We start from the raw sequence: 22,536 nt of genomic DNA on the forward strand, positions 1-22,536 counted from the left end.
GGAACGTCAGCTCTGGTCGTCCTTGTTCTCCACCGCGTCGTCCTCGGCGGGTGTCGCCGGCAGCGCCTCGGTCGGCTCGGCCACCGCGACTCGCGCGGGCCTGATGACCCGCTCGCCGATGCGGTACCCGGGCTGCAGGATCTGCGTGGCCGTGGGCACCTCGACGTCGTCGGCGTAGCCGTGCATGAGCGCCTCGTGGATCATCGGGTCGAAGGCGTCGCCCGGCTCGCCGTAGCGGACCAGGCCGGCCTTCGCCGTGACCGCCTCGAGCGCCTCGCCGACCGACCGGAACCCGCCGTTGAGGTCGCCGTGCTCGCGAGCCCGGCCGATGTCGTCGAGCACTCCGAGCAGCTCGGCCAGCACCTCGGCCTTGGCCGCCTCGCGGTTGACCTCTCGGTCGCGCTCGACCCGGCGGCGGTAGTTGACGTACTCGGCCTGCAGCCGCCGCAGGTCGTCGAGCCGCTCGGCCGCCTCGGCCTTGGCGGCGGCCAGCTCTTCGCCGGCCACCGCCGCCGCGGGGTCGGACGCGGGAGCCGAGGCCCCCGCGTCCGGACCGGCGGCATCGTCGGCACGCCGCTCGCCGGTCTCGGGATCGATGCGGCGCCGGTCGCGGATGACGGGCTTCAGCTCTTCGGGGTCGTCCCCCGACCCCGCGGGTCGCTGCGCATCGGTCACTTGGTGTCCTTCTCGTCGTCGACGATCTCGGCCTCGACGACATCCTCCTCGGCGTTGTCGCCGGTGGCGGACGCGTCGGCGCCGTCGCCGTCGCCGTCGGCCGGGCCGGCCTGAGCGCCGTCGCCGGACGGAGCCTGCGCGTTGGCGTAGATGGCCGCGCCGAGCGCCTGGAAGGCGGTCTGCAGCCGCTCGGTGGCCGACTTGATGGCCGCCTCGTCGTTGCCCTCGAGCGACTTCTTCGCCTCGGCGAGGGAGGTGTCGACGTCGTCGCGGACCTCCTGCGAGAGCGTGCCGACCTTCTCGGTGTTGTCGGCGAGGAACTTCTCCGTCTGGTAGACCAGCGACTCGGCCTGGTTGCGGTTCTCGGCGGCCTCGCGGCGCTTGTGGTCCTCCTCGGCGTACTGCTCGGCCTCGCGGACCATCCGCTCGATGTCGTCCTTGGGCAGCGATGAGCCGCCGGTGATCGTCATCGACTGCTCGCGGCCGGTGCCGAGGTCCTTCGCGGACACGTGCACGATGCCGTTGGCGTCGATGTCGAACGTGACCTCGATCTGCGGGACGCCGCGCGGCGCCGGCGGCAGGCCGGTGAGGTCGAACGTGCCGAGCTTCTTGTTGTACGCCGCGATCTCCCGCTCACCCTGGTACACCTGGATGCCCACGGTCGGCTGGTTGTCGTCGGCGGTAGTGAAGATCTCCGAGCGCTTCGTCGGGATGGTGGTGTTGCGCTCGATCAGCTTCGTCATGACGCCGCCCTTGGTCTCGATGCCGAGGGACAGCGGGGTGACGTCGAGCAGCAGGACGTCCTTGACCTCACCCTTGAGCACACCGGCCTGCAGGCTGGCGCCGACGGCGACGACCTCGTCCGGGTTGACGCCCTTGTTCGGCTCCTTGCCGCCGGTCAGCTCCTTCACCAGGTCGACGACGGCGGGCATGCGGGTGGAGCCACCGACCAGCACGACGTGGTCGATCTGGTCGACGGAGATGCCGGCGTCGCGGACGACGTTCTGGAACGGCGACTTCGTGCGGGCCAGCAGGTCGGCAGTCATCTGCTCGAACTGCGCGCGGGAGAGCGTCTCGTCGACGTGCACCGGGTTCTTCTCGGCGTCCTGCGCGATGTACGGCAGCGAGATGGACGTCTGGGTGCTGGACGACAGCTCGATCTTCGCCCGCTCGGCGGCCTCGCGGACGCGCTGCATGGCGATCTTGTCCTTGGAGAGGTCGATGCCGTGCGCGGCCTTGACCTGCGCGACCAGCCAGTCGACGACCTTCTGGTCCCAGTCGTCGCCACCGAGGTGGTTATCCCCGCTGGTGGCCTTGACCTCGACGACGCCCTCACCGATCTCGAGCAGCGACACGTCGAAGGTGCCACCGCCGAGGTCGAAGACCAGGATGGTCTGGTCGTGCTCGCCCTTGTCGAGGCCGTACGCCAGCGCGGCCGCGGTCGGCTCGTTGACGATGCGCAGGACGTTGAGGCCCGCGATCTCGCCGGCCTCCTTCGTCGCCTGACGCTGGGAGTCGTTGAAGTACGCCGGCGTGGTGATGACGGCGTCGGTGATGGTCTCGCCCAGGTACGCCTCGGCGTCGCGCTTCAGCTTCTGCAGGACGAACGCCGAGATCTGCTGCGGCGTGAAATTCTTGTCGTCGATCTTCTGCGACCAGTCGGTGCCCATGTGGCGCTTGACCGAGCGGATGGTGCGATCGACGTTGGTGACGGCCTGGCGCTTGGCCACCTCACCGACCAGGACCTCGCCGTTCTTGGCGAAGGCCACCACGGACGGGGTGGTCCGGGACCCCTCGGCGTTGGCGATGACGGTGGCCTCGCCACCCTCCAGGACGGCGACGACGGAGTTCGTCGTGCCCAGGTCGATGCCGACGGCTCGAGCCATGGCAGATACCTCCAGTGTGTTCCTCAGCAGTGTTGAGTCAGTATGGCTCAACCTACAACCTTGAGCCACCTTGGCTCAACTTCTGACATACCGCACAACGAGCGAACCGCTCTGAGGATTCCCTCAGTTTCTGCGCGTACGCTGACCGCCATGTTCCCGGAGTTCCAGGACGACGACGCACCCCGCCGCCCAGACGTGCGCAAGAAGGTCGTGGCCGCGGTCCTGATCCTCTGCCTGGTCGCAGGCGTGGCGCCGTTCCTCGCCGCCCTGATCTTCTAGTCGCATGGCCGTTCAGGAGGACGCCCGGCCGGTCGCCGTCCGCAGCCGCCTGCTCGGCGTCGACGCCGCCCGCGGCATCGCCCTCCTGGGCATGATGTCAGTGCACATCCTCCCGGGCGTCGGCGAGGACGGCGGCCTGACCGCGTCGCGGCTGATCGCGAGCGGACGGTCGTCGGCACTGTTCGCGGTGCTGGCCGGTGTCGGGCTGGCGCTGGCCACCGGCGGGCGCACGCCGCCGCGGGGCCGGCCGCTGGCCGCCGCGAGCGCCGGCGTGGCGCTGCGCGCCCTCGTCATCTTCCTTGTCGGCCTCTGCCTCGGCGCCTTCCCGTCCGGCGTCGCCGTCATCCTCGCCTACTACGGGGTGCTGTTCCTGCTGGCCATCCCGTTCCTCGGGCTCGGGCCGCGGGTCCTGCTGCCGCTCGGCCTGCTGTGGGCCGTCGGCGCGCCGCTGCTGAACCACCTGTGGCGCATCGACCGGCCGCCGGCGTCGTACGACACCCCCACGTTCGAGTCGCTCCAGCAGCCCGGCGACCTGCTGCGCGAACTGCTGGTCAGCGGCTACTACCCGGTGTTCCCGTGGCTGGCGTACGTGCTGGTCGGGCTGGGCATCGGCCGGCTGGCGCTGTCGTCGACGCGGGTCGCGACGGCGCTGCTGGCCGGTGGCGCCGCGCTCGCGGTGGCCGCATGGGTGACGTCGACCGTCCTGCTCGACAACGGCGGGCTGGAGCACCTGGTGGCCGCTGGGCTGGGCGGGCACCCGGCCAGCCCGTTCGACTTCGCCGGCGTGGTCAACCACACGTCCTTCTACGGCACCACACCCGCGACCAGCTGGTGGTGGCTGATCGTCGCGGCCCCGCACACCGCGACGCCGTTCGACCTGCTGCACACGATCGGCACCAGCGCGGCCGTGCTCGGGCTGATGCTGCTGCTCGCGCCGCGGGCCCGGCTCCTGGTGTGGCCGCTGGCGGCGATCGGCGGCATGACGTTCACGCTCTACACCCTGCACGTGGTGCTGCTGTCCGGGCCGATCCAGGGCCACGACCTGTCCACCTACCTGACGCACGTCGCGATCATGTTCGCCATCGCGATGCCCTGGCGCGCGTTCATCGGACGCGGCCCGCTGGAGGCGGTCGCGGCGGGGCTGGGCCGGGCCGGGCGGGAGGCCGTGCTGTCACCGTCGCCGCGGCGATAGGGGGTGGCTGACGGATATTGGTGGATGCGGGCGGCGTCCAGTCGTCGGTCCAGCAAGGCGGAGGAGGAGGTCGATGCGGAGCCATCGACTGACGACGACAACGCCGCTGGTCGGCGTCTGGGCGTCGACCCGCGCCGCCGAAGATCCGTCAGCCACCCCCTAGCTCCGTCAGGTCGACGGCGGCGGCCATCGCCGCGTACCCGGCGTCGCCCGGGTGCAGGTGGTCGCCGGAGTCGTAGTCGGCGCGCAGGCGCAGCGGCTCGTCCGGGTCGCGCAGGACGGCGTCGAAGTCGAGGACCGCGTCGAACGCGCCGGACTCGCGGATCCACTCGTTCACCGCCGCCCGCACGGCCTCGCGTTCCGGCGTCCACGTGCCCCAGCCCTGGAACGGCCCGATCGTCGCGCCGACCGCCCGCATGCCCTGGTCGTGGGCGCGCTGGATGATCTGCTCGTACGCCGCGATCAGCTGCTCCGGGTCGTACTGCGAGTTCGGCTGCTGGATGTCGTTGACGCCCTCGAACACCACCACGGTGCCGGCGCCGGTCTGCGTCAGCACGTCGCGGTCGAACCGGGCCAGCGCGTTGTCGCCCTGCCCGGGGCTGTTGGCGTGCAGCAGCAGGCGGTTGCCGCCGATGCCGGCGTTCAGGATGCCGAACCGGAGCGGCCGCGGCTGCTGGAGCATGCGGTCGGCCAGGTAGTCGGGCCACCGGCGGTTCGCGTCGCGGGTCGAGCCGCTGCCGTCGGTGATGGAGTCGCCCAGGAACACGACGGCGCCCGGCGTCGCGCCGCGCACGTCCAGCCCGTCCAGGAACCAGAACGACGTCGTCGCCTGCGGGAACGACGATCCCGACGGCGCCGTGGTGTGGTCGCCGGTCGCGATCCAGCCGGTCGAGTGCGCCGCCGAGTGATACGTCGCGGGACCGGTCGGGCCGGGCACGTACAGGCTCACCAGCACGTCGCTGTCGTCGGCGATCCGCAGCGCGACGGGGTCCGAGACCAGCTCGGCGCCGGCCGGGATCGTCACGTCGGCGTCGCCGGAGAACGTCACCGCGCTCACCGTCGCCGGGTCGACGTCGCCCGGGCCCTCGCCCGGCAGCGCGAGCGTCGCCGCGCCCACGACCAGCGGTTGGGTGCCGTACACGTTGGTGAGCCGGAGCCGGACCTGCGAGCCGCCGACGGAGACGTGCATCCGCTGGCGCAGCGTGGTGTCGGTGAACCCGGCCAGCGCCTGGCCGTTCTGCGGACGGGCGACGGCGGTGGCCCAGGTGCCGACCCAGTCTCCGGTGGAGGCGGCCGCCGGGGCGGCCTGGACCGGCGGGGCATCGGTGGAAGGGACGGCGGTGGTGGCGCCGGCGATGAGCACGGCGCCCGCGGCTGCTGCGGCCAGTGGTCCGGCCCAGCGTCGAAGGGAGGTCGGCAGCGAACGGGGCAGCGGCATCGGCGTCTCCTCGTCGTGTCGGCCGCGCCCGGCAGGGGGTGACCGGGCGCGACACTCGTGACGGTATGTCGCCATCCGCGCCGGCCACCAGCGCGCTGCGGCGAACGGCCGTTTCGGTGCGGCAAGCGGTTTCCGACCCGGCCGGCGACGCGGGCCGGCAGCCGGCCGAGCCAACGGTAAATGCGCGGCAAACAGCCCAATTTACCGGTTCGTTATTGCAGCGTCAATAGAATCTTGGACCGCAACATGAGCATTGACCCTCGGGATTCCTGTCGCTAGGTTACGTGCACTCCCACATCAGTTTGTCCGGCGATTCGCAGGGCACAGGATGCGTCGCCGGGCACTATTCCACCGGAGGTCCCGACGATGTCAATGAAGCGCGCTCTGACGGGTGTGGCCGCAGCCGCCCTCGCAGCAACAGTGCTGGTCGTCGTGCCAGGCGAGCGAGGAGCGAGCACCGCGGACGCCGCTGCTGATGACATTCCCACCCCCACGGAATTCTTCGGATTCGCCATGGGCACCAGCGGAAAGCTGGCGCCTTTCGAGCAGATCAAGGACTACTTCGAGCTGATTGCCGAGGAATCGGACAGCGTCGAGTACGAAGTCGCCGACACCACCACGATGGGCAACGAATACCCGATCCTGCGGGTGAGCTCGGCAGCGAACCTGGCCCGGATCGACGAGATCCTGGCGGCGAACGAACGGCTGGCCGACCCGCGCGCGGACCTCACCGAGAGCGAGGCCCGCACGCTGGCCGAGCAGAGCGTCCCGGTCTACTACCTGGAAGCGACGCTGCACTCCACCGAGGTGGGCAACCTGCCGGCGCTGGTCGACGTGATCCACCGGCTGTCGACCGAGCGGTCGGAGTTCGTCCAGGACATCCTCGACAACCTGGTGATCCTGGTGGTGCCGTCGGCCAACCCGGACGGCCAGCACCTGCTGGTCGACTATTTCAACGAGACCGCCGGGACCAGCTACGCGCGCACGTACCCGGACCTGTACCACAAGTACGTCGGGCACGATAACAACCGCGACTGGATCTTCTTCACGCAGGAGGAGTCGCGCATCCGCACCCGGCTGGAGCAGCAGTACCGGCCGGTGGTCCTGCACTTCATGCACCAGGCGGGCAGCAACAGCCCGCGCATGTGGGTGCCGCCGTTCGACGAGCCGCTCGGCCCGAACATCGACTCGATCCCGATCTCCGCGTCGAACGCGCTGGGCGCCGAGATCGCCAACGCCGCCGCCGAGGCCGGCCTGCCCGGCGTCAGCACCGACGATGCGTACGGCATCTTCTGGAACGCCGACGTGTTCGGCACCGGCCCGCACCGCGGCGCGTCGCTGTTCCTGCACGAGATCGCCTCGGTGCGCGACCTCGCGCTGCCGTTCTCGAACCCCGACGGCACCCCGCCCGGCGCCCGCGACCGCACCATGCGCACGTTCGACCCGTACACCGAGAAGACGTGGACGCTGGAGCAGATCGTCGAGTACGCGAAGCTGTCGATGTACACCGCCCTGGACAGCGTGGCCAAGGACGCCGACGACTGGCTGTTCAACAACCTGTACCAGGTCAACCGGAAGAATATGGAGCCCGACGGCGGCCCGGAGACGTACCTCGTGCCGGCCGGCCAGCGCGACCCGTTCGCCGTCAAGCAGCTGGTCGAGATCTTCGACATCGCCGGCGTCGAGGTCGACCGCGCGCTGTCGACGGTGCGGGTGGGCCGGCAGACGTACCCGGCCGGCACGCTGCTGGTGCAGAGCCGGCAGCCGATGGGCAGCTGGGTCGACCAGGTGCTGGAGGTGGACCAGTACCCGGACCAGGCGCGCAAGTGCGCCAACTGCCCGCTGATCATGCCGTACAGCGAGACCACCGACCATCTCGGCATGCTGCTCGGCCTGACGGTGCAGCCGGTGGACGGCGCGCGAGTGGCCCGCACCGAGCGGATCACCGCCGCCGACATCACGGCGCCGGCGGTGCCGAACGCGCCGGCCAACGGCGCCTACCTGGTGCGGCCCACGACGTACGGGCTGACGCACGCGATCGCCCGGCTGCAGGAGGACGACGTCCCGGTGTTCCGGGCGGCGGCGGGCTTCACGGCCGGCGCCACGACGTACGAGCCCGGCACGCTGATCGTCCCCGCGACGGCGGCCGCGCGCGCCACGCTGACCGAGGTGTCGCAGCTCACCGCGCTGCCGGTGACGACGGCTCCCCAGGTGCCCAGGGTCGACGCGCTGCAGCTGAAGCCGGACACGAAGATCGGGCTGATCCGCGGCGCGAACAACATGCCCGGTGGCTGGCTGATGTGGCTGGCCGACACGTACGGGCTGAACTACGAGGTGGTCGAGGCCGACGACTACGCCGACCTGGCGCAGTTCGACACCATCCTCGTCGCGCCGGGCGTCACCAAGGCCCGCATCGTCACCGGGGTCAACCCGGCGCTGGTCCCGGAGGAGTTCCACTGGGCCCGCGGCGTCGGCGAGGCCGGCTGGCAGGCACTGGCGACGTGGGTGCGCGACGGCGGCAACCTGGTCGCCGTCGGGTCGGCGGCGGAGACGGCGCGCGACCTGCTGGCGCTGCCGATCACCAACGCGACGCCCACCGACCGGGCCGCGTTCAGCGCTCCGGGCACGCTGCTCAACGCACAGTTCGACCCGGCCGCCCCGGCCACCTGGGGCATGCCGGCGAACTGGCCGGTCTGGTACAACAACAGCCCGGCGTACCGGGTGGCGGCCGGCGCCGGCGCGACCGTCGGCTCCACGTACCCGGCCTCCGGCGAGCTGCTGGCCAGCGGGTACGCCCACGGCCAGGCGGCACTGGCCGGGCTGGCGAACGTCGTCACGGTGCCGGTCGGCGCCGGTGAGGCGACCGTGGCGAGCGCGGACATCACCTTCCGCAGCTGGCCGCGGGCGACCTGGACGATCGTGTCCAACGCGCTCTACAACGGCCCCGGCAGCACGGTGCCGGCGGCCGAGCTGGCGGCCCGGGTGACCGGCCGCTAGGTTCTCGTCCCGCCCCCGCGGTCCGGTGTTCCGGACCACGGGGGCGGTTCACATGGCTACTCGTCGGCGCCGGGGGCGCGGGCGCCGAGCTCGGCGTCGAGACGCAGCAGGCCGGAGCCGTCGTCGCCGATGAGGTGCAGCCGGCCGAGGATCTCGGAGACGGTCGACTCTTCCTCGATCTGCTCCTCGACGAACCAGCTGAGCAGCGGCAGGCTGTCGATGTCGCCCTCGGCGACGGCCAGGCGGTACAGCGACCGGATGGACTCGGACACCCGCTGCTCGTGCGCCAGTGACGCCTCGAACGCCGTCACCACCGCCGCGCCGGGGTCCTTCGGCGCCGCGATCTCGCCGATCTGCGGACGGTTGCCGCGGTCGGTGACGTGCTGGATGAACTTGGCCGCGTGCACGCGCTCTTCGTCGGACTGGATGCGCATCCACGATGCCATGCCCGGCAGGTTGGCGTCCTCGAGCGCGATGGCCAGCTGCAGGTACGCGATGGACGACTCGAGCTCCAGCGTGATCTGCTCGGAGAAGGCCTTGGCAAGCGTGTCGTTGAGCTTCATGTGCACGACGTTAACGCAGCTCAGAGCACTTTTCCACGAAGTCCTGCCTACCCTTGCGAAGGTTCGCCGAACCTGTCCGCGAGCGAGACGGCCACCGGGACGGCCACGACCAGCGCCATGATCGCCGCCCCGGCCACCAGGGCCGAGAAGCCGCCGGACGCCACGACCAGCCCGGCGACCGGCGCACCGCCGCCCGCGGCCAGGCCCATCGCCACCTCGCCGACGCCCTCGGCTCGCGGCCGGTCCGCCGGCGACGCGCCCGCCGTCAGCAACGCGCTGCCGGCCAGCACGCCGGCGTTCCAGCCGAGGCCGAGCAGGGCCAGCGAGACCACCAGCGCGACCCCGTCGTCCGCGCCGGCGGCACCCACCACGCCGGACGCGACCAGCAGCACGGCGGCGGCCACCGTCACGGCCGCCGGGCCGACGCGGTCCAGCAACGAACCCGAGACGATCGACGGGACGAACATGCACAGCGCGTGCACGCTGACGATGCCGCCGATGACCGCGGGCCCGTGGCCGTGCGCGACGAGGTGCACCGGCGCCACCGCCATGACCCCGACCATCACCAGGTTCGTGCCGGCCAGCAGCGCGACCGCGCGCCACGCCACCCTCGTCCCCGTTGATCTTGGAGAAACGGGCCCATCGCCGGACGATTTGTCCGATAGATGGCCCACTTTCTCCAAGATCGACTTCTGGGTGGAGAGGAGGGCCGCGGCCGCGACGAAGGCGACGACGGCGATCAGGTACAGCCCGGTGAGCGGCGGCAGCCCGACGGCCGACGCGACCCACCCGCTGGACGCCAGCAGGTTCGGCCCGGCGACCGCGCCGGCCGCGACCGCGAACAGCACCAGGCCCAGCGCCCGGCCCCGCGCGGCCGGCTCGGCGGCGTCGGCCGCGGCGTAGCGGGCCAGGAAGACCGACGCGTTGCCGACGCCGAAGACCGCGCTGCCGGCCAGCAGCAGTCCGAGGCTGCCACCGACGGCCGCCGCCACGACGATCAGCGCACCGATCGCGCCCGCGACGTAGCCCAGGGCGAGCCCGGCGGGCCGGCCGACGCGGGCGCTGCCCCGCGAGATCAGGACGGCGCCGGCGGCGGAGCCGGCCACGTGCACCCCGACCGGCAGTCCAGCCGTCGCGGGGTCGCCGGTCAGCTCGACGGCCAGCAGCGGTCCGGCGAGACCGCCGGCGGCCAGGCCGACGCTGCCGACGGCGGTCGCGGTGGCCAGCAGCGCCAGCCGGGTGCGGATGACGGGCATCGTGCTGAGGGAGATCGTCATGTCCCCACGATCGGCGCCGTCGCCCGTGAGCGTCCAACACCTGTTCGAGCGGCATTGACCGCCCCAGGTTGTCAATCGGTACGGTAGGCGAGTGCCCGACGTCGACACCCGGCTGCTGCGGCATTTCGTCGCCGTGGCCCAGGAGCTGCACTTCGGCCGGGCCGCGGCCCGGCTGTTCGTCGCTCAGCAGGCGCTCAGCCGCGACATCGCCCGGCTCGAACGCGACCTCGGCGTCCGGCTGTTCGACCGCACCACCCGCAAGGTGACGCTGACGCCGCCGGGCGAGCGGCTGCTGGCCCGCGCCGCCGAGCTACTGGCCCAGCACGACGCGATGCTCGCGGAGCTGCGCGACACCACCCGGCCGCTGCTGGTCGACGTCATGCACGACCGCTCGACGGCGCTGCGGGTGCTCGAGACGGCGCGGCCGCTGGCCGCGGGGACGGAGCTGGAGGCGCGCTTCCACGGCGGCTGCGACGCCGCCGTCCGCGGCCTGCTGGCGCACCGCGTCGACGTCGTGTTCGGCCGGCTCAGCGGGGTGCGGGTCGCGCTCCCCCCAGAACTCACTCGTCGATTGCTGCGATTGGAACCACTGGGCCTGATGGTGCTCGACGACGACCCGCTCGCGCGCCACGACACCGTTCCGCTGGCCACCCTGCGCGGCCGCACCGTCGACACCAGCGGCGGCAACCCCGAGGCGCCGGAGTGGGTCGAACTCGGCGCCGAGCTGGTGCGCGCGCACGGCGGCACCGTCGCGCCGGACCACCATCCCGGCATGGCCGCCGTCGCCGCCGCCCCGCCGGAGGAGACCACGCACCACCTGCGCGCCACCGGCTGGCCGGTGCTCACCAAGACCGACGCGGCGCCGATTCCGGGCACCGTCGTGCGGCCGCTGACGGACCCGGTGCCGCTGTACCCGTGGACGATGGCGCACCGGGCCGCGCTCCGTCATCCCGGCCTCGACGCCCTGCACCGGGCCCTGGACCGGCTGATCCCGGCCGAGGGCTGGCTCGACCCGCCGGCCGGCGCCTGGCTACCCGCCGCCGACCGCGCGCTACTGCCCGGCGGCTAGCCCCGGCCGGCCGCCGACCCAGGTGTCGGCGATCAGCGGCACGCCCGGCCGGTAGGCGAGGTGGATGTACGAGGGCACGTCGAGCACCGCGAGGTCGGCGCGGGCGCCGGGCGACAGCCGTCCGACGTCGGTGCGGCGCAGGGCCGCCGCGCCGCCGGCCGTCGCCGACCAGAGCGCTTCGGCCGGGGTCATGCGCATCTCGCGGACCGCCAGCGCGATGCAGAACGGCATCGACGACGTGAAGCAGGAGCCGGGGTTGCAGTCGGTGGCCAGCGCGACGGTGGCGCCGGCGGCCAGCAGCCGGCGGGCGTCGGGGTACGGCGAGCGGGTGGAGAACTCCACCCCCGGCAGCAGCGTGGCGACGGTGTCCGAGCCGGCCAGCGCGGCGACGTCGGCGTCGTCGAGGAAGGTGCAGTGGTCGGCGCTGGCGGCGCCCAGCTCGCAGGCCAGCTGGACGCCCGGGCCGTGGCCGAGCTGGTTGGCGTGCATCCGCGCGCCCAGCCCGCGGCTGAGGCCGGCCGTCAGCACCGTGCGGGCGGCGTCGGCGTCGAACGCGCCGGTCTCGCAGAACACGTCGATCCAGCGGGCGTGCGGCGCGCAGGCGTCGAGCATGGGGCCGGTGACGAGGTCGACGTAGGCCGCGGGGTCGGACGCGTACTCAGCGGGGACGACGTGCGCGCCGAGGTAGGTGGTCTCGTCGGTGTGCTCCGCCGCCAGCGCCAGGGCGCGGGCCTCGTCGGCCACCGTCAGGCCGTAGCCACTCTTGATCTCGACGGTGGTGCTGCCCTGCCGGCGCATCTCCAGCACCAGGCGGGCGAGGTTGAGGGCGAGCAGTTCGTCGGGAGCGGCCCGCGTGGCGGCGACGGTCGTGCGGATGCCGCCGGCGGCGTAGGGCTCGCCGGTCATGCGCGCGGCGAACTCGGCCGAGCGGTCGCCGGCGAACACGAGGTGGGCGTGGCTGTCGACGAAGCCGGGCACGACACAGCGGCCGTCGAGATCGATGCGGGCGTCGGCGCTGGGTGCGGCGGGGGCCGGGCCCACCCAGAGGACCTGACCACCGGAGTCGGCGATCAGGGCGGCGCCGGAGATCTCGCCGAGCGGCGAACCGTCACCGTACGCGGGGTCGTTCGTGACCAGCAGCCCGATGCCGTCGAGGAGAGTCGTCGCCACGACGTGAGCCTAGCCTGCGGCTCAGGCGGAACTGGCGGCCAGGACGCCCCACGCGACGAGCTTCTCGCGTAGTTCGGCCGGCGGGATCTCGTAGAGCAGTGCGGCCAGCGAGATGTCCTCGGACCGGATGGTCAGCACCGGGCTGCCGAAGTCGTTGCGCTGCCGCTGGATGGACGCCACGAAGGTGGCCAGCCGCTCGGCCTCGGGCGGTGCGTTGCGCAGCGCGTCGAGATCGAGGACCAGCTTGCCCTCCTGTGACGGGATACGGGACTTCGCGCCGTCGGACACCAGAGTGTCGACCGGGACGCCGTAGAACTCGGCGAGCTCAGCGATGCGCCGAATCGACGCCACGCGGTCACCGCGTTCGTAGGAGCCGACCACGACAGCGCGCAGCCGGCCACCGGACTTCTCCTCGACGGCCTGGAGCGAGAGCCGCCGGCGCTTGCGCAACGCGCGCAACCGTGCGCCCACGACCTTCGCGAAGTCCTCCTCCGTCGAGCCTGGACTGCCGTCGTTCATCGTCGAGCTCCCCAAAGGTGCCTCGTCCTCCGTACTGATCCGCCCGCACCAGCACGCCCGCGCCGCCCCCCTGGCAGGGTCCCGGACAACGCCCAGGACAGATCAGAGAATACCGGGCAATCGTGGCCGATTGATCACCGGCCGTCCGAGACTTTGTTCAGCTGGCATGCTAGGAGGTCTGGCAAGGACACGCCAACGGCACGTGTTCCACGTCACACCAGGCGAAGCGGGACTCCTGGATTCCGGGCCTGCTCCAGCACCACCTGGGCAGGCAGCGGCTTGGACATGAAGAACCCCTGCGCGCGGTAACAACCGAGGTCGAGCAGCGTCGTGACCGCCGCTGGATCCTCGACGCCCTCGGCCACCGTGGTCAGGTTGAACGCCTCGGCGAGCCGGACGATCGCGGCGACGATGGCGCGATCACCACTGCTCTCGGCCAGCGCCGAGACGAAGCTCCGGTCGATCTTCAGGATGTCGACCGGGAGCTGTTTCAGCTGGGCCAGCGAGCTGTACCCGGTGCCGAAGTCATCGATGGCGAGCGTGACGCCCAGCCCGCGCAGCCCGTTGAGGGTGGTCTGGACGTCGTCGATCTCGCGCATCACCGTGCTCTCGGTGATCTCGATGCCCAGTTCGGCCGGCGCCAGCCCGTACCGGCTCAGCAGTGTGGCGACGAAGCCGACGAAGTCGGCGCTGATCAGCTCGCCGGCGGAGATGTTCACCCGGACCAGCGGCGGCGGCACCGGCGATGTGCGCTTCCACGTGGCGAGCTGCCGGCAGGCCTCCTCGAGCACCCAGCGGCCCAGCTCGGCGGAGAGGTTGATCTCTTCGACGACGGAGATGAAGGCGTCGGCCGCGAGCAGCCCGCGCTCCGGGTGCTGCCAGCGCACCAGCGCCTCGACACCGGTCATGCGGCCGTCGCGGAGGTCGAACTCGGGCTGGAAGTACAGCCGCATCTCGTTGTGACTGATGGCGGAGCGCAGCCGCAGCTCGAGATCGGCGCGGACGAGGAGCTTGGATCGTAGGTCGTCGTTGAACACCACCACGGAGTCTCCACCACGCTCTTTGGCCTCGAGCAGCGCGACGTCCGCGTTGCCGAGCAGCTCGTCGACCGTGCTGGGCATGTCCCCGTTGAGCACGACGCCGATGCTGGCGCTGCGGCTGATGGCGTGGCCACCCACCTCGAGCGGCTCGGCGACGCGGTCGAGGATGCGCCGGGCGGCCCGCTCGGCGGCGGACGTCGACGCGATCTCGTGCAGCACGATGACGAACTCATCGCCGGCCAGCCGCGCGACCACGTCGTTCGGCCGGACGGAGTCGCGCAGCCGTTCCGCCACGGCCTGGATGAACTGGTCGCCGACGGTGTGGCCGAGCACGTCGTTGACCGTCTTCAGCCGGTCCATGTCGGCGAAGAGCACGGCCAGCGGCGCCCTGGGATCGGCCGCCAGCACCTCGTTGAGATCTTCGACGAACGCCCGGCGGTTCCACAGCCCGGTCAGCTCGTCGTGGTACGCGTGGTGGTGCAGGCTCTCCTCGGCCGCGACCCGGGCGTCGAGCTGCACCAGCAGCGAGGCGATGGCGCGCAGCGCCCGCACCTCGGGCCGGGTCCAGATGCGGTCGCCGAAGTGGATGAGTCCGAGGACGCCGCGGGTGGTGTCGTCGTGGATGAGCGGCACCATGGCCAGCGAGACCTCGGGCACGCCGGACCCGGCGCGGACCCGCTCCTGGTACTCGAACCGCCCGTCGGACGGCCGGGTGATGAACGGCTCGCGCTGATCCTTGATCATCGCGAAGATCGGGTCCTCGGCATCCCACGGCACGATGCCGAGCGGATCGGGCTCGGGCACGTCCATCCGCCGCGGCCACTCGTCGACCAGCACGCTGGCCTGCAGCTCAGGGTCGTTGTGCCGGAGGAAGCAGGTGTCGGCGTCGAAGTACCGGCCCAGCTCGCTGATGACCCGGTACAGCGTCTCGGCGAGGTCCCGGACGGTGACGCCCATCAGCTCCGCGGCGATGTAGGCGACGAGCGCGTCGAGCCGGCCGTGCTGATCGGTGATGTCACCCGCCTCCATCACCGCCATGCACAACTGCGCCGACACCGACAGGAGCTCGTGGTCCCTCGGGGTGTACGAAACGCCGTCGAGCCGCATGAGGCAGATGCAGCCGACGAAGTCGCGATAGGCCACCTTGACGGCGAGGACGGTGTAGCCGGCCGGCAGGATGTGCTCGACCGGGTCGGTGCCGGACTGGCCCGCGACCTCGGCCGTGACGGCGCGCAGGCCTTCACGCATGACGGTGAGGTCCTGGCCCTTGACGCCGGCCGAAGCGGCGCTTCCCCAGGACACCAAGGGCATGCCGCCCTTGACGGCGAGGACATCGGCCGAGATGGAATCGGTGGCCCGTGTCAGCGCCTCGAGGAGCGGCTGGATCGTCTCCGGATCCATCTTCATAGGTTGCTCCCTGCCTCCAGGGCGTCCCGGACGGTGCGGTCGGCAGACAGGCGGCGGCTCCGGACGCTGACGCTAGGAGCGTATCCGATCCGCATCACCAGTGCGACGTACCTCTGCCCAAGACCGGCGATATCGGCGAAATCGCGGCGTAGGCGGCGAAGTCGGTCGGCATACCGCGGCGACAGCTCCTCGAAGTCGGCGTCCTCGACCCCGAAGATGAACACCGGCGACATCGGATGCACCGCCAGCCCCAGCCGCTCGGCCTCGATCCAGACCCGCTCGACGGCCTGGCCGCCGCGCACGTAGTCGGCCGGCGACGACCCCGGGACGGAGACGACGGCGAGCCCGGCGGCGGCGGCGATGCGGTCGCGGGTGGAGTCGCCGAGGGACCGGCCGAGGTCCTGCTCGGCGAGGATGGCCATGACGTCGGCCCGGCGGGCGACACTCAGCTTGGCGAGATCGGAGCGGTCCAGTTCGAGGGTGCGGACGTCGATGCCCCAGTCGAGCGCGTCGATGCCGGGCCAGCGCAGCTCGCGCATCATCTCCCGGTGCAGGTGCTCGGTGAGGTAGCGCAGCCGGTCGGACTCGCCCAGCAGCTCTGCCAGCTCGTGCAACTGCTCGCGCCCCGTGACGAGGTGGACGTCGCCGCCCTCGGCCGCCGCGGCCGCGCGCAGCACCTCCGCCGTCCGGTCAGGCAGCGGCGTGGGCTCGTTGACGTGCCGGTTCGAGACCCGCCGCAGCATGGCGTCGTACAGGCCGGCCAGCTCCGGGTCGGCGCCGGTGCCGAACCGCAGGCCGGCCACGCGGTCGCCGCCGTCGCGGATCTCGACATCGCCGAGCAGCCCGTGCCGGGCGGCGGCGACCCGCGCGTTGAACAGCGCCGCGCCGATGGCCACGTGGCTGCCGCGGAACGCGACGTCGAGCGTGGACGTCTGCGTCGGGTCGAGGTCGATGTCCAGCCCGTCCGGGCCGATCGTGAAGGTCCACGGCTGCGTGTTGCCGCCCGACGGTGCCAGCCGCGCGGCGTGCACGACGGCGGCGCGCGGGTCGGCCGGCACCGGCTCGGGGTCGAGGACGAGGTCGACGCCGAAGTTGGCGTCAGGGGCCGACGGCGGCTCGGCCAGCTTGGACAGCATGGCGTCGAGGTCCACCCGAACCCGTCCGGACGGCACCGGCGCGCCCAGGGCGAGCCTGCGAACGGCGGCGGCCACCGTCGCGGCGCCCAGCGTGATGTCGCCGCCCAGCTGCGGCCAGGTGTTGAGGCTCTCGTCGACCTCCGCCATCGAGGCGGCCATCGGCGCCGACAGTTCGGCCGGCTCGAGCACGCGCAGCACGTACGGGACCCGGTCGTGCGTCGACAGGCCCGCGAGGTCGGCCGGGCGTGCGTCGCCGAGCAGCCCGTGGAACAGCGGCCGGTTCGGCTCGAGGTCGTACCGCTCGACGTCGAGCAGCCCACGATCACTGGTCTCCATGATGACCGGCAGGCCGTGCCGCCTCGCGCCGTCACGCAGCGCCAGCTTCAGGTCGAACGAGTCGCACTCCTCGACGACGATGTCGAGGCCGTCCAGGAAGTCGTCGATCGACTCCGGGGTCAGGCCGGACGGCTCGATGCTGACCTCGATGTACGGGTCCAGCTCCGCGATGCGGCGGGCCGCCACGACCGCCTTGTTCACGCCGAGGTCGAAAATCGTCCCCGGGATGCGGTTGAGGTTGGACAGCTCGATCTCGTCGAAGTCGGCCAGCCGGATGTGCCCGCAGCTGCGCTCCAGCGCCAGCGTGTGCGCAATCGCGTGACCGACACTGAGGCCGACGACGCCGACGGAGAGCCGGCGCAGCCGTTCCTGCTCCTCGGCGGTGACCTTGTTGCGGTTGCGGTTGGTGCGCAGCGTCTGGAACGCCTCCGGCCCGAGCAGGTGCACCAGGGTGCGCCGCCACGGGTAGAGGTACCACCGCGCCGGCTCGCCGAGAATCTCCGGTGAGGGCGCGGTGAGCAGCCGCGCGAGGTCGCGCCGCTGCTGGTCGATCGTCTCGACGACCTGCACCGTCGGATCGGCCATCAGGCCGGACAGCAGGTCGGGGTCGTCCACAAGTTCGGGGCGCCAGCGGACCCCGTTCGCGGCATCGGTCATCGTGTGCCCGGAACCTCCGTGCCCGTCGCGGTGCGGAACTCGTTCTCGAACAGCCGCCGCTGTTCGTCGGTGGCCCGCCCCACCGCCTTCTCGGCGTCCCACGTCAGCATCGTCGTGCGGTAGCGATCGTCCGGGTAGCGGGCCGGGATGACGCCGGGCAGTTCCTCGGCGCCGGAGTTGGACCAGCGCGGCGCCGCGTGCTCCGCCGCGGAGCAGTAGGCGTGGCGCACCCCGAGCAGCCGCATGGCGTGCACGAACGCCCTCGACATGAGGTCGGCCAACGCGGACTTGTGCTCCGCGGTGGCGTCCACCCAGACACCCTTGAGCTCGATGACGCCGTCCGGTAGCGCGGCCTCGATCCAGTCGCTGGCCAGCGACGCCGACACCGGCTCGCTGACGAACTCGCGGGGCGCGTAGGCGTCGCGCACGGAGCGCAGCGGGCCGTTGACGTAACAGCCGGCCCAGACCTTCCCGCTGTCGTCGGACACGATGGCGAACACCGGTGAGCTGGACTCCTGCGTGGCCACGGGCAACGCGAGCGCCTGCTCGACGTGAAAGCGCCGGTAGCTGGCCCGGGCGCCGTCGGCGTAAGCGGTCCAGTGATCGAACCGCCGGCTCGGCGTATAGAAGCGCATCGTCATGCCCGATGCCTCGTCCCGGAAGCCGTACAGCTCGCGGGTGGTGGGCGCGGCAGGCTTGAGGGGGCTGGTCATGGCATCCACACCTGGCTTCACGGCTCCGTCCGGTCTGCTCAATCTGTACCGTATGCGCCGTTCACGCTATAGATGCATAATGCCCGACTCGGCGCGAGGGTAACGCCGGAATGGAGAACGCGACGGGTGCCTGCCCCCCAACAGACCCGTCGCGTCTCCACCTATGCGGCGGCAGGACCAGCCCGCGGAAACCTGCCGCCGCCCCGTTTGGGACGTGGTGCGAACGTCCCCGGACGCGCGCACCACGTCCCCTTTTCACGGCACGGCCTGTGCAGGGCGGAGGGCCGTACCGGTCCAAGGTCACGGCTCGAGGCCGTGAATCGCACCTGCGATGCTTCCCGGCCGCGAGGCGCCACTTCCGTGACATCCCCATCCCTCGCGACCAATCCAACGTATTGGACTGGAGCACCTATTTGCCGGTGCGGATGATTAGAAGAATAGACAGGGAAAACAGATCTCGCAACAACTACTTTGCGTAACAAAATGTGACGCAGAGTAGCGGTTCGATCTTGGGCCGAGGCGTGACGCTCAGTGATCAAAAACTCACGCTACGTCACTGCTCCGCAGCTCAGCGGCCTGCCGCCCCCGAACGGCGCTAGACGCCGGACGCGGCCGCCGGTCCGGACGATAACGCTGTGCAGCGATTCCGCGGAACCGAAACGCGCGATTTTCCCAGCGATCCGGCGGCGCTATTCCGATCACCCATCCGGCGCCCATTCAATTGACACCCGAACTTCGTCACAAGGCACGAGTCACCCGTGGCGGCCTCCGCCACCGGGCACGACGGCCGCGCGGACCCGCCGCACCGCATCATGATCGGCACCTTGCCCGTCGTCATCGAACCGGTCAGACTTCTCCGGAAATGTCTACCCCTCCGGCCTCCTACCGCCACGTCCTCGCCGTGGCGGAGTTCCGCTGGCTGTGGCTGGCGCACCTGTTCTCGGTGATCGGCGACCAACTCGCCCGCGTGGCGCTGACGCTGCTCGTGTTCGACCGGACGGAGTCGGCCGGGCTGGCCGCGCTCACCTACGCGCTGACGTACCTCCCGGACCTCGTCGGCGGCGCGACGCTGGCCGGACTGGCCGACCGGTTCCCGCGGCGCGACGTCATGGTGGCAGCCGACCTCGGGCGGGCGGCGCTGGTGGCGACGATGGCGATTCCCGGCGTCCCGCTGGCCGGGCAGGTGTGCCTGCTGGCGCTGGTGCAGTTGCTGGCGGCGCCGTTCTCGGCCGCGCGCCAGGCGGCGCTGCCGGACATCCTGCGCGGCGATCGGCTGATGCTGGGCCTGGGGATCATCTCGATGACCTACCAGGCCTGCCTCGTCGTCGGGTTCGCCGCCGCGGCGGCGCTGGTGGCGGAGTTCGGCGTGCACACGGCGCTGCTCGTCAACGCGGCGACGTTCGTGCTGTCGGCGCTGTTGATCGCCCGCGGCCTCGGCCCACATCAGCCCGCCGCTCCGCCCGGGGGCACCCGAACCGCGAACCCCGGACAGTGGGCGACCGTCCGGGCCGGCTGGCGTGGCGTGGCGCGCGACCCGCGGCTGCTCACGCTGCTCGCCATCGCCTGCTGTTCGGGCTTCTACGTCGTGCCGGAAGGGCTCGCCGTCCCCTACGCGGCCGAACTCGGCGCGGATTCAGCCGCGGTCGGCTGGCTGCTCGCGGCCAATCCGGTGGGCACGTTTCTGGGGATGCTCTTGCTGCGACGGGTGCGGGTCGGCTCCAGACTCGTGCTGATGGGCCCGCTGGCCGTCGCGAGCAGCGCGATCCTCATCCCGACCCCGCTTGCGCCGGCCCTGGCCGCCTCGGTGGTGCTGTGGACGCTGAGCGGGCTCTTCTCGGCGCACGACATGATCACGCAGGCCACCTACGTCGAGGCGACGCCGCCGCACCTGCGCGGCCAGGCCGTCGGCCTTGCCATCGCAGCGCTGCGGGCGGCACAAGGCGTCGCCATCATCGCAGCAGGAATCCTCGCCCAGTTCGTCCCACCATCGACGGTAATCGCCGTCGCGGCGGTTCTGGGCACGCTCGCGGCAACCGCCGCTGCCGTGCGGTGGTCCCGCCTCGGGCCCGCCAGCACCCACCACCGCACACCGGGATCGAGCCGATGACCACGGCTCACCGGATGCCCCGTCGATGTCAGATGAGGGCAGTGTCAGTTCCAGGTGGTGTCACGCATCGGTTGGTCCTCCTCCACACGTCCGCCGGTTCGGGGGTCAGGTCTGGTTCGGGGGTCAGGTCTGGTTCGGGGGTCAGATGTGGTTCGGGGGTCAGGTCTGGTTCAGCTCCAGGTCGTGTCACGCATCGGGTCGGTCCTCCTCCACACGCTCGCTGGTTCGGGGGTCAGGTCTGGTTCAGCTCCAGGTCGTGTCACGCATCAGTTCGTCCTCCCTCCACACGTCTGCCGGTCCAGGGATCCGGTTCGGGACTGGTCTGGTCTGGTTCAGCTCCAAGTCGTGTCGCGCATCGGTCGGTCCTCCTCCACACATCCGTCGGTTCAGGGCTGGTCTGGTCTGGTTCAGCTCCAGGTCGTGTCACGCATCAGCTCGTCCTCCCTCCGCTCGCTCGCATGCCGGTCAGGTCAGGTCAGATCTGGTTCAGCCCCAGGTCGTGTCACGCATCAGCTCGTCCTCCTTCCGCTGCTCCACCCCGCGAGGGGCCAACCGGATCGTCCCATTTCAGTTCCTATTGTCCGCATCTGACCCGGGGGCAGATGCGGACACTTCGGATATGCTGTGCCTCCAAGATCAGCAGGCACAGCGGTTTGCACGGCTAAGGGCGGGTGCAAGGGCTTGACTCGAAGACTCTGGAACTGGTGCCGTAACGGGTCACTGTGGCAACTGCCCAAGCCGCTGGTGATCCTGATCCTCGTCGTGGTGGCCGCATCGATCCTGGTGAGTTCCGCGACGGCCATGCTCGTGCCGGTGGGAAGCGACGATCTCGTCCGGTTCGGCGTGCTGCTGGGCTGCTCATGGCTGGCGATCGAGCTGACCCGGCACATCGAGCGTAAGCGCGAGTACTGGCGAAGCCCCACATCGGGCTATATCGACACGAAGTCCGTATGGAGCTTCGCCGCCGTCATCGTGCTGCCGCCGCTGCTGGCCTCGCTGATGGTGGTGCTGACGTACTCCCTCGCGTGGTGGCGCATCAAGCCGCACGCGCGCCCCGGCCTGCCGCATCGGTGGATCTTCTCCTGCGCCACCGTGCTGTGCGGCACGCAGGCGGCCGTCGTCGTGCTGGATGTCGGCATGGCGGGCTACCCCGGCGCTCCGGGCGCGGCGAGCCTGGAAGGACTCGCCGACTTCGGGGTCATCGCGGCGGCCGGCGTCCTCCGGTGGGCCATCAACCTCGGCCTGGTCATGGTCGCCATCGCGCTGGCCAGCCCGACCGCCCGTGCGCGGGACCTCTTCTCCAACATCGGCGAGCAGGTCCTCGAGGCCGGTGCTCTCGGCCTCGGCCTCGTCACCGCCGCCGTCGTCGTGAACAACCCGTTCGTGCTGCCAGGCGTCGTCGTGGCCATGGTCGCCCTGCACCGGGGCCTCCTCGTGCACCAGTACCAGCAGGCGTCCCGGTTCGACGCCAAGACCGGCCTCACCACGGCCAAGTGGTGGCACGAGTACGCGGATCAGGCGCTCGCCCAGGCCCGCAGTCGCGGCCGCACCATGGGCCTGCTGATCATCGACCTCGACCACTTCAAGGCGATCAACGACACCTACGGTCACCCGTTCGGCGACCGCGTGCTGCGGTCCGTGGCCACGGAACTGCTCGCCGAGGTGCGCGACGAGGACGCCTGCGGCCGGTGGGGCGGCGAGGAGTTCGTCGTCGCGCTGCCCGACGTCGGCGACGAGCGCAACGTCCTGCGGGTGGCCGAACGCATCCGCCGCCGCATCCAAGCGGTGGTGCTCGAGCCACCCGGGCGCGACGACCCCGCCGAGACCACCACCATCACCGCGTCCGTCGGCGGCGCCATCTTCCCGTCCGCCGGCATCAACACCCTCGACGAGTTGCTGCTGTCCGCCGACACCGCGCTGTACGCGGCCAAGAACGCCGGCCGCAACACCGTCCGCATGACCCGTGCCAGCACGCCGGCAATGCCCGAGCAGCGGACCCGGGCGCTGCCGGCCGAACCGCCGACGTCGGCAGGGTGACCCGCGGGCGGGCCGCCGGCGCCGCTCCGGGATGATGG

16 protein-coding genes are annotated in these 22,536 nt (G+C 71.4%); 6 read left to right on the forward strand and 10 right to left on the reverse strand.

Features of this window, described 5'->3' with window-relative positions; translation table 11 throughout:
* Positions 1-6 precede the first annotated feature (6 nt).
* The gene (gene grpE / locus ACW62_RS14830; RefSeq protein ID WP_053204867.1) at positions 7-675 is read right to left on the reverse strand and encodes a nucleotide exchange factor GrpE; all 669 of its coding nucleotides are present in this window, start codon (positions 673-675) and stop codon (positions 7-9) included.
* The gene (gene dnaK, locus ACW62_RS14835; RefSeq protein WP_053204868.1) at positions 672-2,561 is read right to left on the reverse strand and encodes a molecular chaperone DnaK; all 1,890 of its coding nucleotides are present in this window, start codon (positions 2,559-2,561) and stop codon (positions 672-674) included. Before dnaK ends, grpE begins: the two co-directional genes overlap by 4 nt.
* Positions 2,562-2,711: 150 nt before the next feature.
* On the opposite strand from dnaK, the gene ACW62_RS36190 reads away from it, so the two are divergent.
* Positions 2,712-2,840, forward strand: coding sequence for a hypothetical protein (locus ACW62_RS36190; protein ID WP_276202953.1), 129 nt, complete (start codon positions 2,712-2,714; stop codon positions 2,838-2,840).
* 4 nt (positions 2,841-2,844) lie between these two features.
* The gene (locus ACW62_RS14840; protein WP_053204869.1) at positions 2,845-4,032 is read left to right on the forward strand and encodes a heparan-alpha-glucosaminide N-acetyltransferase domain-containing protein; all 1,188 of its coding nucleotides are present in this window, start codon (positions 2,845-2,847) and stop codon (positions 4,030-4,032) included.
* Positions 4,033-4,180: 148 nt separating this feature from the next.
* Here the strand turns inward: ACW62_RS14840 and ACW62_RS14845 are convergent, their stop codons facing one another.
* Positions 4,181-5,470, reverse strand: a complete 1,290-nt coding sequence (locus ACW62_RS14845; protein ID WP_157574758.1) for an SGNH/GDSL hydrolase family protein — start codon at positions 5,468-5,470, stop codon at positions 4,181-4,183.
* A 513-nt stretch (positions 5,471-5,983) separates the two neighbouring features.
* Between ACW62_RS14845 and ACW62_RS14850 the strand changes: the two genes are divergently transcribed.
* On the forward strand, positions 5,984-8,467 hold the full coding sequence (locus ACW62_RS14850) for a M14 family zinc carboxypeptidase (RefSeq protein ID WP_053204871.1): 2,484 nt from the start codon (positions 5,984-5,986) through the stop codon (positions 8,465-8,467).
* Between the two features lie 56 nt (positions 8,468-8,523).
* On the opposite strand, the gene ACW62_RS14855 is transcribed toward ACW62_RS14850, so the two are convergent.
* Together ACW62_RS14855 and ACW62_RS14860 are read right to left on the reverse strand one after the other, a co-directional pair.
* The gene (locus tag ACW62_RS14855; protein ID WP_053204872.1) at positions 8,524-9,030 is read right to left on the reverse strand and encodes a ferritin; all 507 of its coding nucleotides are present in this window, start codon (positions 9,028-9,030) and stop codon (positions 8,524-8,526) included.
* A gap of 47 nt (positions 9,031-9,077) precedes the next feature.
* Positions 9,078-10,307, reverse strand: coding sequence for an MFS transporter (locus tag ACW62_RS14860; RefSeq protein WP_053204873.1), 1,230 nt, complete (start codon positions 10,305-10,307; stop codon positions 9,078-9,080).
* Positions 10,308-10,398: 91 nt separating this feature from the next.
* Between ACW62_RS14860 and ACW62_RS36195 the strand changes: the two genes are divergently transcribed.
* Positions 10,399-11,376 carry a LysR family transcriptional regulator gene (locus ACW62_RS36195; RefSeq protein ID WP_053204874.1) on the forward strand — a complete coding sequence of 326 codons (978 nt, stop codon included), beginning with the start codon at positions 10,399-10,401 and terminating at the stop codon, positions 11,374-11,376.
* Here ACW62_RS36195 and hutI read toward each other — a convergent pair.
* The 5 genes from hutI to ACW62_RS14890 form a co-directional block, all read right to left on the reverse strand.
* Complete coding sequence (gene hutI, locus ACW62_RS14870; RefSeq protein ID WP_053204875.1) at positions 11,359-12,546, reverse strand: imidazolonepropionase; 1,188 nt, start codon at positions 12,544-12,546, stop codon at positions 11,359-11,361. The genes ACW62_RS36195 and hutI overlap by 18 nt on opposite strands.
* A gap of 21 nt (positions 12,547-12,567) precedes the next feature.
* Positions 12,568-13,065: a helix-turn-helix domain-containing protein gene (locus ACW62_RS14875; protein WP_053204876.1), complete on the reverse strand. Its 498-nt coding sequence runs from the start codon at positions 13,063-13,065 to the stop codon at positions 12,568-12,570.
* A gap of 212 nt (positions 13,066-13,277) precedes the next feature.
* On the reverse strand, positions 13,278-15,512 hold the full coding sequence (locus ACW62_RS14880) for a putative bifunctional diguanylate cyclase/phosphodiesterase (RefSeq protein WP_083459762.1): 2,235 nt from the start codon (positions 15,510-15,512) through the stop codon (positions 13,278-13,280).
* On the reverse strand, positions 15,509-17,641 hold the full coding sequence (locus ACW62_RS14885; protein WP_053204877.1) for an Rv1355c family protein: 2,133 nt from the start codon (positions 17,639-17,641) through the stop codon (positions 15,509-15,511). Before ACW62_RS14885 ends, ACW62_RS14880 begins: the two co-directional genes overlap by 4 nt.
* Positions 17,638-18,354, reverse strand: a complete 717-nt coding sequence (locus tag ACW62_RS14890; RefSeq protein ID WP_053204878.1) for a hypothetical protein — start codon at positions 18,352-18,354, stop codon at positions 17,638-17,640. Before ACW62_RS14890 ends, ACW62_RS14885 begins: the two co-directional genes overlap by 4 nt.
* Positions 18,355-19,216: 862 nt before the next feature.
* Here ACW62_RS14890 and ACW62_RS14895 point away from each other — a divergent pair.
* Positions 19,217-20,461 carry an MFS transporter gene (locus ACW62_RS14895; protein WP_053204879.1) on the forward strand — a complete coding sequence of 415 codons (1,245 nt, stop codon included), beginning with the start codon at positions 19,217-19,219 and terminating at the stop codon, positions 20,459-20,461.
* Positions 20,462-21,142: 681 nt separating this feature from the next.
* Entirely contained in the window at positions 21,143-22,498 is a 1,356-nt protein-coding gene (locus ACW62_RS14900; RefSeq protein WP_205629362.1) for a GGDEF domain-containing protein, read from the forward strand.
* The last annotated feature ends 38 nt before the right edge of the window (positions 22,499-22,536 follow it).

This window comes from Jiangella muralis (assembly GCF_001270745.1).
Lineage (GTDB): Bacteria > Actinomycetota > Actinomycetes > Jiangellales > Jiangellaceae > Jiangella > Jiangella muralis.

What these genes read in the sequence shown, in the direction of transcription:
- dnaK (WP_053204868.1), bottom strand. Translation starts at nt 2,561, where the DNA reads ATGGCTCGAGCCGTCGGCATCGACCTGGGCACGACGAACTCCGTCGTC.
- ACW62_RS36190 (WP_276202953.1), top strand. Translation starts at nt 2,712, where the DNA reads ATGTTCCCGGAGTTCCAGGACGACGACGCACCCCGCCGCCCAGACGTG.
- ACW62_RS14840 (WP_053204869.1), top strand. Translation starts at nt 2,845, where the DNA reads ATGGCCGTTCAGGAGGACGCCCGGCCGGTCGCCGTCCGCAGCCGCCTG.
- ACW62_RS14845 (WP_157574758.1), bottom strand. Translation starts at nt 5,470, where the DNA reads ATGCCGCTGCCCCGTTCGCTGCCGACCTCCCTTCGACGCTGGGCCGGA.
- ACW62_RS14850 (WP_053204871.1), top strand. Translation starts at nt 5,984, where the DNA reads ATGGGCACCAGCGGAAAGCTGGCGCCTTTCGAGCAGATCAAGGACTAC.
- ACW62_RS14855 (WP_053204872.1), bottom strand. Translation starts at nt 9,030, where the DNA reads ATGAAGCTCAACGACACGCTTGCCAAGGCCTTCTCCGAGCAGATCACG.
- ACW62_RS14860 (WP_053204873.1), bottom strand. Translation starts at nt 10,307, where the DNA reads ATGACGATCTCCCTCAGCACGATGCCCGTCATCCGCACCCGGCTGGCG.
- ACW62_RS14875 (WP_053204876.1), bottom strand. Translation starts at nt 13,065, where the DNA reads ATGAACGACGGCAGTCCAGGCTCGACGGAGGAGGACTTCGCGAAGGTC.
- ACW62_RS14880 (WP_083459762.1), bottom strand. Translation starts at nt 15,512, where the DNA reads ATGAAGATGGATCCGGAGACGATCCAGCCGCTCCTCGAGGCGCTGACA.
- ACW62_RS14885 (WP_053204877.1), bottom strand. Translation starts at nt 17,641, where the DNA reads ATGACCGATGCCGCGAACGGGGTCCGCTGGCGCCCCGAACTTGTGGAC.
- ACW62_RS14890 (WP_053204878.1), bottom strand. Translation starts at nt 18,354, where the DNA reads ATGACCAGCCCCCTCAAGCCTGCCGCGCCCACCACCCGCGAGCTGTAC.
- ACW62_RS14895 (WP_053204879.1), top strand. Translation starts at nt 19,217, where the DNA reads ATGTCTACCCCTCCGGCCTCCTACCGCCACGTCCTCGCCGTGGCGGAG.